The organism is Candidatus Amarolinea aalborgensis (genome assembly GCF_900491745.1).
Classification (GTDB): Bacteria; Chloroflexota; Anaerolineae; order SSC4; family Amarolineaceae; genus Amarolinea; species Amarolinea aalborgensis.
The window spans coordinates 72,048-85,724 of the sequence record NZ_UETR01000010.1; the positions used below are offsets into that span (position 1 = coordinate 72,048).

Here is a 13,677-nt window from a genome sequence, read left to right on the forward strand (position 1 = left end):
ATCGGCGCCGAGAATCCTGCAAATCCTGTCTATCTTTCTGACTGCCTGCGTGATCATCGTTTCTGCCTGAACGCATCAACTATGAAAATAAGTCTCATCGCTTTTCTCTTGCTTGCCATCGTAGCCGGCATCGCGGTGGCAGCCTGGCTGGCCCAGGCGCCCGGCGTGACGCCGTACCGCTTTGCCGGCTCCCCCACGCCCGCCGGTCAAACCGGCGTCCAGGTCTACGCCCAGCGCTGCTCCACCTGTCATGGTGATGTGGGCCAAGGCTTGACCGCGGCCTGGCGCGCCTCCTGGGACGCAGAGCACCAGAATTGCTCATCGGCCAAGTGCCACGGCCGAGATCACCCAGAAGATGGCTTCTATCTGCCCAACAACTACGCGCCGGCCGTGGTGTCCCCCAATGCGCTGCGCCGTTTTGCCGACGCGCAAGCGCTCTACGCGTACGTGTCGCACGCCATGCCCTTCTCCGCGCCCGGCGATTTGACGCCTGAGCAGTATTGGCGGGTGGTCAACTTCCTTCTCTGGGCCAACGGCATCATTGATGTGCCCAACGGCGTCACCGCGCAGAACGCCGCGCAAATCCAGCTCAACACGCGCCTCTACACCATGCCGCATATCCAACCGGCGACCCCCGTGCCCCAGCCGGTCATGGGCGGCGCGGCCTCCAATCCGCCAGCCCCATGAGCATCGAGGAGTGCCTGATTGACCTGCGCCAGGATGCAGATTTTATGCGTCATGTCACGGCGTGGCAGGAAATTCCCGCGCGCGGCGGCATGTTCAAGCCGTTTCCGCCCAACCTTGAGCCGCGCCTGGTTCAAGCCCTTCAACAGCGAGGGGTTCGTGCGTTGTACAGCCACCAGGCCGAGGCGGTAGACGCCGCGCAGCGCGGGGAAAACCCGGTCATTGTCACCGCGACCGCCTCAGGGAAAACTCTCTGCTACAACTTGCCCGTGCTCGATACCTTGCTGCGCCAGCCCCAGGCGCGCGCGCTGTACCTCTTCCCCACCAAAGCTCTGGCCCAGGATCAGTTGGCTGAACTGGATGTCTTCCTGGCCGCAGTCAACGAGACGCCGCCAGAACCCGGCCATCAGGCCGCGGCAGTTGGGCTGGCGCGCAGCCCGATCAGCGCCAGCACTTACGATGGCGACACCCCGCGCGGCCAGCGGCGCGCCATCCGCAGCCGGGCGCGCATTCTGTTGACCAATCCCGACATGCTGCACACCGGCATCTTGCCCAACCATCCGCAGTGGGCCGCCTGGTTTGCCCAACTGCGCTTCATCGTGCTCGATGAACTGCACACCTACCGCGGCGTGTTCGGCAGCCATGTCGCGAATGTGCTGCGCCGCGTGCAGCGCATTTGCCAGTTCTACGGCAGCGCGCCGCAGTTCATCTGCACCTCCGCCACGATTGGCAATCCGCAGGAACTGGCCGAGCAGCTGATCGCCGCGCCGGTGCGCCTGATTGCGCGTGACGGCGCGCCGCAAGGCGCGCGCCACGTCGTGTTGTACAATCCGCCCGTCGTGGATCGCGCGCTGGGTCTGCGCCGCTCCAGCGTGCTCGAAGCCGACCGCGTCGCGGCCGCGTTCCTGGCGCACCGGGTGCAGACGATCGTCTTTGCCCGCAGCCGGCTGACCACCGAGCTCCTGCTGACCTATCTACGCCGTCGCGTGCAGCGGCCCTTACCCACGGCGCAGCGGCAGCCTGGCGCGGCCTGGCGCCAGGTTGAACCGGATGCCGTGCGCGGCTATCGCGGCGGTTACCTGCCCGCCGAGCGCCGCGCCATCGAAGCCGGTCTGCGCAACGGCCAGGTGCGTGCGGTGGTGGCGACCAACGCGCTGGAACTGGGCGTGGACATCGGCCAACTGGGCGCGGCCGTGTTGACCGGCTTTCCGGGCACGATTGCCAGCGCCTGGCAGCAGATGGGCCGCGCCGGCCGCCGCCAGGGCGTTGCCGCCTCGATTCTCATCGCCAGCTCCGGCGCGCTTGACCAATATGTCATCAACCACCCGCGCTACTTCTTTGAAACCAGCCCGGAACGCGCCTACATCAACCCTGACAACCTGGTTATTCTCTTGAATCATCTGCAGTGCGCAGCTTTCGAGCTGCCGTTCGCCAACGATGAAACCTTCGGCCAGGTGGCCTACACGCAGGAACTGCTGGCCTACCTGGCGCAGCAGGGGCGGCTGCATCACAGCGGCGATGCCTGGCACTGGATGAGCCAGAACCAGCCGTCGCTCAGCGTCTCGCTGCGCGCAGCCGGCAATGACACCGTGACTATCGTGGTTGCGGCGGATGACGCGGCCGCCGAGCCTGACGCCGCCGCGCCGGTCATCGGCGTGCTCGACCGTTTCAGCGCGCCGCTGCTGCTGCACGAAGGGGCCATTTACTTGCACGAAGGCAGCAGTTACCTGGTGACGCGGCTGGACTGGCCGGCGGGCAAAGCCTATGTGCAGCCTGCCAGCCTGGAGTATTACACGGAAGCCAGCAGCACGACGACGGTGCTGGTGCAGCGTGAGGAACAGCAAGAACGCCTGCCCACCACGCTGCGCTGTCATGGCGACATCACCGTGACCACGAAGCCGACGACCTATCGCAAGGTTAGGCTGTATACGCAGGAAACGCTGGGTACGGGCGTCATTGATCTGCCTGAGCAGAGCATGGACACCACCGCCTACTGGCTCAGTCTGCCTGAGGAAACGATCGAGAGCCTGCGCAGCCAGGGCCTCTGGTGGGGCGAGCCGATACTGGACTACGGCCCCAATTGGCAGGAACAGCGGGATCGCGTGCGCGCGCGTGACGGCTACCGCTGCACGGTCTGCGGCGCGGCCGAGGCGCCTGAGCGCCAGCACGATGTGCATCACATCATGCCCTTTCGCACTTTCGGCTATGCGCCTGGCCCGCCGCCGTCAGGCAACCAGGCCTACCTGGAAGCCAACCGCCTGGAAAACTTGACCACCCTCTGCCGGACCTGCCATCGCCGCGTCGAGACGCTGGTGCATGTGCGCAGCGGCCTGGCTGGCCTGGCCTATGCGCTGGTCAACGTGGCGCCGCTGCACCTCATGTGCGACCCGCGCGATCTGGGCGTGACCTACGACATCAAGAGCCAGCACAACGGACTGCCGACGATTACGCTGTATGACCGCATCCCCGGCGGTATCGGCTTTGCCGCGCGGCTGTTCGAACTGCACACCGCGCTGCTGCACGCGGCGCGTGACCTGGTCATGGCCTGCGGCTGCCAGGGCGGCTGCCCGGCCTGCGTTGGCCCCAACCAGGAAACCGTGGATAGCACGCTCAGCACGCGGCAGTTGACGCTGGCGCTGTTGGATGCCGTACTGACCTGAAGATGTTTTAACGCAAAGACGCAGAGGCGGAAGGACGCAAAGTGAGTACCAACCAGGGTTAGGCAGGTTGAATTTCCGCGACGATGTTCCAATCAGACACCGTTTCCACGGGGGGCTTGTCATCGCCATCCTCCCACATCATGGAGAATCCCCAAATGGTCGCATCCCCCATCCAAAAATCCGCGGGTGTAAACAACATCTTCGAGTGCGGCGGCGGCTCCGGTCGGGATGGATGATACTCGACATCCCAGCCGAACGCTTCGCCCTGCCAGTATTCGTTTCGCCGGTGAATCTGTTCAGCTAACGCTCTTACGGCATCCAGGTCGGGAATGAGCACAGGGACGAAGGGCCTGAAATCGGGATCAATGGTGATTCTGACTTTAGCGATGGTGCCGCTTATCTTCCTCTTGCCTCCACGCAATAACGATTTCGTGGTAGCGCTCGCTGATGATCCGCTCATTTCGTTAAGTTCATGGCTTTTGAATTCTCCCGTGACGGCGACGCCAATTGGCTCGATCCAGAACTTGGCTAGCCTGTTAGCTAAAAAAGCGTAGCATACCGATGAGGGCTTGTCAAGAAACAGCGTATTTGGAATTGGGACGCCAACCGTGCTATACTGGCCCATACGCAACGCCGGGCTGCACAAATCGCCCTGGTTGCGCCAAGACAGAGAGGTCTTTGCCCATGCACCGCAACGAACATCTGTACGCCGTCATCCTGGCGGGCGGCGGCGGCACCCGCCTGTGGCCCCGCAGCCGCAAGGCCCATCCCAAGCAATTCCTTGATTTGACCGGCGACGGGACGATGCTGCAGGAAGCCTACACCCGCATTGCGCCGTTGATCCCGGCTGAGCGCGTGCTGGTCATCACGAACGAAAGCTATGTAGATCTGGTGTGTGAACAAGCGCCAGCCCTGCCGCGGGCCAACGTCATTGGCGAGCCGGTCGGGCGGGGGACGGCGCCCGCAATTGGGCTGGCCGCGGCGCTTCTGCGCCAGCGTGACCCCAACGCCATCATGGCGATTCTCACCGCCGATCACTTGATTGGGCGCAAGGAAACCTTCCGCCGCGCCATTGCCGCGGCCGCGCAGGTGGCTAATACGCCAGGGCGCCTCGTCACCCTGGGCATCACGCCGGCTTACCCCGAAACCGGCTACGGCTATGTGGAGCGAGGGCCGGAACTGGTCACGCTTGACGGCATGACCGTCTATCGCGTCTTGCGTTTCACGGAAAAGCCCAACCATGAAACCGCCGCGCGCTTTGTAGAAAGCGGCCATTTTTCTTGGAACAGCGGCATGTTCATCTGGCGCGCGGACAGCATCCTGGATGAGATCGCCCGCCAAATGCCGGAGCTGAGTGCGCAGTTGGCCGCCATCGCCGCGTCCCTGGGCCGGCCGGATGAGCAAGCCACGTACGCCCAGGTCTGGATGCAGATTCGCAGCGAAACGATTGATTTTGGCGTCATGGAGGGCGCGCGTGACACGGTCGTGCTGCCGGTGGACATTGGTTGGAACGATGTCGGCAGTTGGGCCGCGCTCGCCGATGAGCTGCCGGCGAACGAGCAGGGCAACGTGGTGCAAGGCCCTCACATCCTGCTCGACACGCACGACAGCTTTGTTTTTAGCGAACATCGCCTGATTGCCGCGATCGGTTTGCACCACATGATCGTCGTTGACACCGCAGACGCCCTGCTCATCTGCCCGCGGGAGCGTGCGCAAGAGGTCAAGAAGATCACTGAGATGCTCAAAGAGCGCGGCATGACCGCGTACCTGGAAGGCGCCACGAGCCGCGAGGCGTAGCCGCCGGCGCTTTGGCTGTGGTGGGGTCACTTTTTTTCAGAAGGCGTCTCCGACGCCGACTGCGTCGCCGCATCGCAACGCCGACTGCGTCGCCGCATCGCAACGGCGACGCCCCGTGCACCGCTTTCGGCAGACTCGCCAGAGGCTAAAGCCATCTGGCTACGACGTGGAAGCCCCTGCAGGGCTGCTCCGGAGGCCCAGAGAGCCTTGCATTTGGTAGCCAGGGGCTTCCTAGCCCCTGGCGGGCTGGCGGGGTGTGCTAAAATAGACTGACGCCCACCCCTTTGGCTCTGGGCCTGTCCCGAACACGTTCGGGAGTCCAGAGCCTGCCCCGAACAATTTCGGGACTCCGGGACTCAGAAGAAAGGATTACTGCATGGATCGCGCTGTCCCATTTGCCACCAGTGAAGGCATCGAACTGTACCTGCGCACCTATTATTCTCTGCTGCGCAGCAGCGGCGCCATCCGCGTGCGTTCATTGGAAGAAGCCCACATCGGCATGAATTCCAGCCTGCACTTCAGGGCCTCGGAAATGGAGCCTGACATTTCGGCGTTTCTCTACGCCTGGCTGCGTCTGCCGCCGGAAATCGTGCACGTACGCTATGTCCTGCTCGGCCAATCAGAAGAGGTCTTTGCCCGCCGCGGCTACGGTTCGGTGGAAACCTGGCGCCTGGTGCGCGCGCCTGCGCGGCGGCGCCGCATGTTCTATGATGACCACGAAAACCTGGCTTGCTTCATCGCCAGCGTCTCGGACATTGATGACCTGATTCCAATCCTGACCGCTTTCCAAATCGAATGGAACAAGATGCACATGCGCCTGCGCAATTCGGTGCTCCTACAGAGCATCAAACAGCACCACGTGCAGGGCAAGCCGCTGGGCGATGTGGAGCGAGAGGCGCTGCAAGAGATTCTGGAGATGAGCAGCGAGGATTTGGAGAAACTGGCAAGCGCCTGGGGCGCTAGTCTGGCCGAACGCCTGGAACAGATAGGCCAGTATGAGATGAACCTGTTCGTTGATCTGCTGGCCGGCTCGCACACCCACTATCGCAAGGCCGTGCAAGGCTGGTGGCGCACCATCGAGGATCGCACCGCCGAAGCCAGCCAGGGGCATCTCGATGCGGCCGCGTTGGCCGGGCGCCCCGTCTATTTCGTTTCCAGCAATACCCACAGCTTTCCCAACGCCTTGTGCGGCTATGCCAGCCAACATCAAGCCGAGCTCCTGACCTTCCTGGAGGCGAACAATCCAGAAAACTTGTGGCCCGAAGCGCAGGCTGCCCTGGCTCTTGGCTCCCCGGGACGCCTGCAGAACCTGCTCTATTACCTCCAGCGTCATTACCTGGGAGAGCCTGGGCAAAGCCAGCGCGTGGCGGAGTATCGGCAGGCCGAGATCGAGTCAGGCGTCAGCACGATCAGCACCCCCGCGTATCTCGATGTGTCAAGTCACATTATTGAACTGAGCCGAATTGACCCGGCGCGCTGTGATTTGCGCCTGCAGATGCCCCACCTGCAGCGGCTGCGGCAGAGCGATGCGATCATCATCAACATTGACTATCCGTTGGGCATGGCAGCCTATCACATCCTGGCCCAGGTAGCCAGCAACGTGCCGGTGCTGCGCGGCGCTTATTTCATGGGCAAAGCCGCTACGCTGAATGGCCGCGTCGGCGATGTGATGATTCCCAACGTGGTCTACGACGAGCACTCGCGCAACACCTTCTTGTTCAAAAACATCTTCACGGCGGCCGATATCGCGCCCTATCTCTTGTTTGGCAGCGTCTTCGACAATCAGAAGGCCATCACCGTACGCGGGACTTTCCTGCAAAACCGTGAGTTCATGGGTATCTTCTACCGTGAGGGTTACACCGACATCGAGATGGAGACCGGGCCTTACTTGAGCGCTTTGTATGAAGACATTTACCCGCAGCGTTACCCGCAAAATGAACTCGTCAATCTGTTCATCAACGCGCCCTACGACATCGGCGTGCTGCACTATGCGTCAGACACGCCTTACAGCCGCCGCCATCAACTGCTCTCCAAGAGCCTCTCCTATTTCGGCGTGGATGCCACCTATGCCACGACGATTGCGATCCTGCGCCGCATTTTCAAGCGGGAGATCGAGCTGCTGGGCGAGGAGCAAGACTGATCATGGCCGAGCCTCACGCTGACCTCAAGGCGGCTGGTCCGTCTGCCACGGCGACCGTCTCCCCGGTGGCTGAAGTCGTGGTCAACACCCCGGTCAGCCGCGCGGGCGGTTACGACGCGTCGAGCGATATCTTCAGCTACGAGATTCCGCCGCTCTGGCAAGGGCAGATTGAGCCAGGACACCTGGTGTGGGCGCCGTTCAGCGGTCGGCGCTTACAAGGCATCGTCGTTGGCCTGGCCGCAGCCGCGCCGCCCGGCGTGACCCTGCGCCCACTGGATGAGCTGGCCGCGGCGGAGCCGGTGCTGTCGCCGGCCCACCTGGAGTTGGCGCGCTGGATGAGCCAGCGCTACCTGGCGCCGCTGCGCGATTGCCTCTTTGTGATGCTGCCGGCCGGCGTCGCCCAGCGCGTGGATGTCGTGCTGGCCCGCCAGGGCGCCGGGCCGCTGCCCGATGACTTGAGCGCGGAGCAGCGCAGCCTGCTGCTGCGCTTGCAGCGCAGCGACGCCGCGCAGCGCGTGCTGAAGAAGGAAAATCCGGCCTGGGGCCAGAGCCGCGTCCTGCAGCCGCTGCTTCAGCGTGGTCTGCTCACCCGGCGCAGCGCGGTGACCTCGCCCACGGTGCGGCCGCAGATGCAGCCCTGGGTGCGCCTGCTGGCCGACGCCGCGACCATCGGCCAGATGTTGCCCACATTGGGGCGCCGCAGCAAGCAGGCCGATGCCCTGGCGATGCTGGCGCGGCAAACGCCGCCTGCGCTGACGATGGACGCGCTACAAAAGCTGGCTGGGTGCGGCGCGGGGCCGCTGCAAGCCCTGGCCGCGCGCGGCTGGATCAGCATCGCGCCTGGCCCCGAAGCGGCTGCGCGGCTGGTGACGTTGAATCTACCGCCCGCGGAGGTCAACGCCCATCTGGTCGGTCTGCGCGGGGGTGAAAAATACCAACGCGTGCTGACGGCGCTGCAGGAGGCTGGCGAGCCGTTATGGATCGGCCGCGTGCAGGCCGAAGCAGACGTTGATGCACCCACCGTGCGCGAATTGGCCGCCGCAGGCTTGATCGCGCTGGAGCAGGTGGAGGTGATGCGCGATCCGTTGGCCGGCCGCACCTTCGAGCAGCAAAGCCCGCCGCTGTTGACGGCCGAACAACAGAACGCCTGGGAAGCCATCGAAGCCACCCTGGGCGTGGATCAACCGACCGACGCGGCAGCCCGTGCGGCGGGTCGCTTCTTCCTTTTGTTCGGGGTGACCGGCAGCGGCAAGACCGAAATCTACCTGCGCGCGATTGCCACGGCGCTGGCGCACGGGAAACAGGCCATCGTCCTGGTGCCAGAAATCGCGCTCACGCCGCAGACGATCAACCGGTTCGCGGTGCGCTTTCCCAATCAAATTGCCGTCTGGCACAGCGATTTGTCTCCTGGGGAGCGCTTCGACGCCTGGCGGAGGATGCGTCGGGGTGAACTGCGGGTGGTGATTGGTCCGCGCTCGGCGCTCTTCGCGCCGCTGCCCAACCTGGGCGTCATCATCGTGGACGAGGAGCATGACAGCAGCTACAAAGAGCACGAGCGGCAGCCTCGCTATCAGGCCCGCGCGGTTGCGCTGCGCCTGGCGCAGCTGACCGGGGCCACGGTCATTCTGGGCAGCGCCACCCCTTCGCTGGAAACGTTTTACGCGGCTCAGCGTGGTCAACTGCAGCTCCTGGCAATGCCGAGTCGCGTGATGGGACACCAGGTGGCCGCGGTCACGCCGGATGCTGGCCCGCTGACCATTGAGCTGCCCGAGGTCAGCGTGGTGGATTTGCGCCAGGAACTGCGCGCGGGCAACCGCAGCGTTCTGAGCCGCGCCCTGCAAGACGCGCTGCGCCAAACCCTGGACGCAGGTGAGCAGGCCATTCTGTTCCTCAATCGTCGCGGCAACGCAACCGTGGTAATGTGCCGTGACTGCGGCTATGTGGAGAAGTGCAGCCGCTGCGAGCTGCCAATGACCTATCATGGCCCCCTGGCCGAGGCGGAACAGCCAATCCTGTTGGAATCAGCGCCGCCTGGGGGGCAGCGTCCCATGACGCCTTTCCTACTCTGCCATCAGTGCAACCGCCGCCGGCCTGTGCCCACGACCTGCCCGGCCTGCGGTTCCGTGCGTATCCGCTACCTGGGCGCAGGCACGCAGCGCATCGAACAGGAGGTGCGTGACCTGTTTCCCCAGGCGCGCCCCTTGCGCTGGGACCGTGACACGACGCAGCACAAAGGCGCGCACGCGGACATCCTGGAGCGTTTCAGCACGCATCAAGCCAATGTGCTCATCGGCACCCAAATGATTGCCAAGGGCCTCGATCTCCCGATGGTGACGCTGGTCGGCGTGATCAGCGCCGATGTGGGGCTGTACTTGCCGGACCTGCGCGCCGCCGAGCACACCTTCCAGGTGTTGATGCAGGTCGCGGGGCGCGCCGGCCGCAGCGCGCGCGAGGGCCGGGTGATTATCCAGACGTACACGCCCGACCATTACACGGTGCAGGCAGCTAGTCAGCATGATTATGTCAGCTTCTTCCGGCGCGAGTTGGATTATCGCCGCCAGTTGGACTACCCGCCGCTGACGCGGCTGGTGCGGCTGGTGTATAGCCACAGCAATGCTGAGCGCGCCGAAACCGAGACGCAGCGGGTGGCGCGCCTGATTCAAGCTGAGATCAGCCGGCTGGGGATGAGCGACGTGGGCGTGATTGGGCCTGCGCCCTGTTTCTTTGCCCGTTTGCGTTATCGCTACCGTTGGCATATCCTGCTGCGCGGGCGCGGTCATGACCCCGCTGCCATCGTGCGTCCCCTCTCACTGCCCCCCGGATGGCATGTGGATGTAGATCCGCTCAATCTGCTGTGAGCAGATTAGCCGCCGCTGCCGACCCATCCGCTGAACCTTGACCAGCTACGAGGCCGCGCCTAACTTGTCCAGGTGAAACGCATCGTGAATGCGGCGCACCGCGGTGTCGGCGTCGCCCTGCATCACCACCAACGAGATGTTGACCTCGGATGAACCCTGGGCAATCGCCACGACGTTGATGCCGGCGTCGCCCAGCGCGCCAAACACGCGCGCCGCAATGCCGGGGGTGCCGGCCATCTCTGAGCCGACCACCGCTACGATGACGATATCATCGCGGCCGCTGATGGCGTCCACCCAATGATGCTGCAGCTCGCTCCCCAGGTCATGACGCAGACTCGACAGCACAGCCGGTGAATCGCTCTGCGGCACCACGAAGGTGATGCTTTGTTCCGACGACGACTGTGAGATCATCAGTACGTTGGCGCCGGTGCGAGCCACCGCGGCAAAGGTGCGCGCGGCGATGCCCGGCACGCCCATCATTCCCTTGCCGGCCACATTGATCAGCGTCAAGTTTTTGATCGCCGTGATCGCCTTGACTGTGCCGATGCTGTGCCCGACTTGCGACAGTTCTTTGACGATGCGTGTGCCGGGATGCTCTGGGTTGAAGGTGTTGAGCACCCGCAGCGGAATTTCGCGTTCGATGGCGGGCAGAATGGTCTTGGGATGCAGCACCTTAGCGCCAAAATAGGACAGCTCGGCCGCTTCGCTGTAGGAAAGCTCCGGCAGGGTGCGGGCCGTGGGCACGATGCGCGGGTCCGCGGTGAGCACGCCATCCACATCGGTCCAAATTTGCACTTCGTTCGCGTCAAGCACGGCGCCCAAGATCGCGGCTGAGTAATCAGAACCGCCGCGGCCCAACGTCGTTGGGATGCCCTCGACCGTGGCGCCGATGAACCCGGTGACAACCGGCACTACGCCGCCTTCGAGCAGTGGAAGCAGGCGCTCCTGGCTGTGCGCCCGCGTTTCTGCCAGCAGAGGACTGGCATTGCCAAAATTGCCGTCGGTGACGAGCACTTCGGTGGCATCTACGGCTTCGGCATGCACGCCATGCGCACGCAGCACAGCGGCCAGCAGCGGCGCGGCCAGGCGTTCGCCCAGACCGGAGACAACATCCAGCCCGCGGCTGGTCAGTTCGCCCAGGACCGCGATGCTGCGACAAAGCCGCTCGAAGCTGCGCAGGCGCTCATCGAACAGGCGGCCGAGCGCCGCGCGTTCGACCCCATCGGCCACCAGTTGGCCCGCCACGACCTGGTGCTTGACCAGGAGTGAGAGCCGCGCCTCGCGGTAGGCTTCTTCCTGGCCAACGGCAGCCGCCCGCGCCGCTGCGATCAAGGTGTTGGTGACTCCGCTCATGGCCGATGTCACGACAACCACCTGCGCGTCCTGCGCCCGCGCGGCCGCCACGATCTTCGCCACCTGCGCAAAGGCTTCAGCGCCGCCCACCGATGTGCCGCCAAATTTCATGACTAACATAATCTTCTTCTCCACCTCTCTATAACTTGGACAGGATTGACAGGATGAACATGATTTTTCCCCAGCGTATGCAAAACAATCCGCATGAAGAACCGACTATCCTGCCAATCCTGTAAATCCTGTCTATGCTCCTGGCAGCCTTAGCAGTGACTGGGAATCTCTAAACTGCAATCCTTAATCCTTCTTCCGCGCCAGTTCGAACACGGCCACCGTCGCCAGCAGATTGCTCGCCCAGGCGGTTGTCAGCAATCGCTGGCCGTCCAGGAACTGCGCGCGCAGGACGCGTATCCCCTGGCTGGCGCAGAAGTCCTGGAAATCACGAATCGTCAAGGCGCGGGCGCGCGGCGAGGCCCAGGGAAGACCATCGGTCGGCGCCGTGGGCATGCGCCCGGTCAGCAGCAGGTTGACGCGGTAACGCCAGTGGCCCCAGTTCGCAAAACTGACCAGGCCGCGCTCGCCCACGCGCAGAATCTCAGCCAGCGTGCGCGCGGGATCATCCACGAAGGGCATCGTCTGGCTCAAAACGACGTAATCGAACGCGCGGTCAGGATAGTCGGGCAGGCAAGCCTCCAGATTCCCCTGGCGCACGCTCAGCCCACGGCGCACACAGGTCAGCACGCCGCTTTCGGACAGCTCCAGCCCACGGCCAATCACCTGGCGCTCTGTTTTGAGAAAAGCCAGCAAGTCCCCATTGCCGCAGCCGATGTCGAAGACGCGACTGCCAGGCGTGATGAAATCAGCAATCGCGCGCAGGTCCCTGCGCAGCGCAGGGATTTCACCAAGACTGCCGGCCTCCTGGCCTGGATTCTGCGCATAACGTCCCACATGCAGCGAATCAAGAGACGGTAGATGGATAGCCATGATGCAAGAACCCCCTTATTCCCGTTCGACGCGGTGCAAAAAATCGCGCAGCAGGTGCGTCATCGTGTCCACTTCAAGCAAGAAGGCATCGTGACCCCAGCTAGACTCGATGTCGCACGAGGTGACGTCCGCGCCCACCTGCGTCAGCGCCCTGACGATCTCCTGCGACTGGTACGAGGGGTAGAGCCAGTCAGACTTGAACGAGACGACCAAAAAATAGACGTCCCTGGCGCCGCTGAAGGCATCGGCCAGCGATCGGCTGACCCCGGCGCCGTTGACGGTCAGATCGAAATAGTCCATCGCTTTCGTGACATACAGATAGGTGTTGGCATCGAAGCGCCGCGTGAAGGCATCTCCGTTGTGCGCCAGGTAGCTCTCCACGGCAAACTCGGTGGCAAAGTCGTAGCCGTAGTGCTGACGCGATTGCAGGCGCCGACCGAATTTCTGCTGCATGGATTGATCGCTGAGATAGGTGATGTGGCCGATCATGCGCGCCAAGGCCAGGCCCGCGTCAGGTCGCGGGCCGTTGTAGTAATCGCCATGACGCCAGGCCGGGTCGCGGTAAATGGCCTGTCGCCCCACCTCGCTCAGCGCAATCGTCTGCGGGGATAGACGCGCCGTGGTTGCAAGCGGAATACAGGCGCGGATACGCTCTGGGTAACTGGCGGCCCATTGCAGCGCCTGCATACCGCCCATAGAGCCGCCCGCCACCGCCAGCAGGCGTTCGATGCCGAGATGATCGAGCAGATGGCGCTGCGCCTCGACCATGTCCTTGATCGTAATGACCGGGAATTCCAGGCCATACGGGCGCCCCGTCGCCGGATTGATGGACGCCGGCCCCGTGGATCCCATGCAGCCGCCCAGAACATTGGAGCAGATCACGAACAGGCGATCGGTGTCAAAGGCCTTGCCTGGCCCGATGCAGTCGTCCCACCAGCCCACGCGGCCCTCCGCCGTGTCCAAAAGACCGGCCGCGTGCGCATCGCCGCTCAACGCGTGCAGCACGAGGACGGCGTTGGTGTGCGACGCGTTCAAAGCGCCGTACGTCTCGTACGCCAGCGTGATCGGCCCCAGGCGCACGCCGCTCTCCAGCGGCAGCTCGTGCGGCGGCTCAGCAAAGGTAAAGGTTTGCGTGTGGACGATGCCCACGCTTCCGGTTGATTTGTCCATGGCCGGTTGCCTGCATACGGCCGGGCCGGTTGAG

At 63.8% G+C, this 13,677-nt stretch carries 9 protein-coding genes; 5 read left to right on the forward strand and 4 right to left on the reverse strand.

Annotated elements, in window-relative coordinates; genetic code table 11:
- The first annotated feature begins 81 nt into the window (after nucleotides 1-81).
- Both ACPQ6D_RS14260 and ACPQ6D_RS14265 read left to right on the forward strand, forming a co-directional pair.
- Nucleotides 82-687: a c-type cytochrome gene (locus ACPQ6D_RS14260; RefSeq protein ID WP_423225009.1), complete on the forward strand. Its 606-nt coding sequence runs from the start codon at nucleotides 82-84 to the stop codon at nucleotides 685-687.
- On the forward strand, nucleotides 684-3,344 hold the full coding sequence (locus ACPQ6D_RS14265; RefSeq protein ID WP_423225010.1) for a DEAD/DEAH box helicase: 2,661 nt from the start codon (nucleotides 684-686) through the stop codon (nucleotides 3,342-3,344). The genes ACPQ6D_RS14260 and ACPQ6D_RS14265 overlap by 4 nt, the downstream gene beginning before the upstream one ends.
- Before the next feature lie 58 nt (nucleotides 3,345-3,402).
- On the opposite strand, the gene ACPQ6D_RS14270 is transcribed toward ACPQ6D_RS14265, so the two are convergent.
- Nucleotides 3,403-3,969 carry a hypothetical protein gene (locus ACPQ6D_RS14270; RefSeq protein ID WP_423225011.1) on the reverse strand — a complete coding sequence of 189 codons (567 nt, stop codon included), beginning with the start codon at nucleotides 3,967-3,969 and terminating at the stop codon, nucleotides 3,403-3,405.
- A 59-nt stretch (nucleotides 3,970-4,028) separates the two neighbouring features.
- On the opposite strand from ACPQ6D_RS14270, the gene ACPQ6D_RS14275 reads away from it, so the two are divergent.
- The 3 genes from ACPQ6D_RS14275 (at nucleotide 4,029) to priA (ending at nucleotide 10,139) form a co-directional block, all read left to right on the forward strand.
- The gene (locus ACPQ6D_RS14275) at nucleotides 4,029-5,141 is read left to right on the forward strand and encodes a mannose-1-phosphate guanylyltransferase (RefSeq protein WP_423225012.1); all 1,113 of its coding nucleotides are present in this window, start codon (nucleotides 4,029-4,031) and stop codon (nucleotides 5,139-5,141) included.
- Nucleotides 5,142-5,517: 376 nt separating this feature from the next.
- Nucleotides 5,518-7,281, forward strand: coding sequence for a DUF6909 family protein (locus ACPQ6D_RS14280; protein ID WP_423225013.1), 1,764 nt, complete (start codon nucleotides 5,518-5,520; stop codon nucleotides 7,279-7,281).
- Nucleotides 7,282-7,283: 2 nt separating this feature from the next.
- On the forward strand, nucleotides 7,284-10,139 hold the full coding sequence (priA, locus tag ACPQ6D_RS14285; RefSeq protein WP_423225014.1) for a replication restart helicase PriA: 2,856 nt from the start codon (nucleotides 7,284-7,286) through the stop codon (nucleotides 10,137-10,139).
- 45 nt (nucleotides 10,140-10,184) lie between these two features.
- Here the strand turns inward: priA and ACPQ6D_RS14290 are convergent, their stop codons facing one another.
- The 3 genes from ACPQ6D_RS14290 to metX form a co-directional block, all read right to left on the reverse strand.
- A complete protein-coding gene (locus ACPQ6D_RS14290; RefSeq protein ID WP_423225015.1) occupies nucleotides 10,185-11,612 on the reverse strand; it encodes an aspartate kinase in 1,428 nt (475 codons plus the stop codon).
- Between the two features lie 174 nt (nucleotides 11,613-11,786).
- Nucleotides 11,787-12,473, reverse strand: coding sequence for a methionine biosynthesis protein MetW (gene metW / locus ACPQ6D_RS14295; protein WP_423225016.1), 687 nt, complete (start codon nucleotides 12,471-12,473; stop codon nucleotides 11,787-11,789).
- A gap of 15 nt (nucleotides 12,474-12,488) precedes the next feature.
- Nucleotides 12,489-13,643: a homoserine O-acetyltransferase MetX gene (metX, locus tag ACPQ6D_RS14300; RefSeq protein WP_423225017.1), complete on the reverse strand. Its 1,155-nt coding sequence runs from the start codon at nucleotides 13,641-13,643 to the stop codon at nucleotides 12,489-12,491.
- Nucleotides 13,644-13,677: the final 34 nt, after the last annotated feature.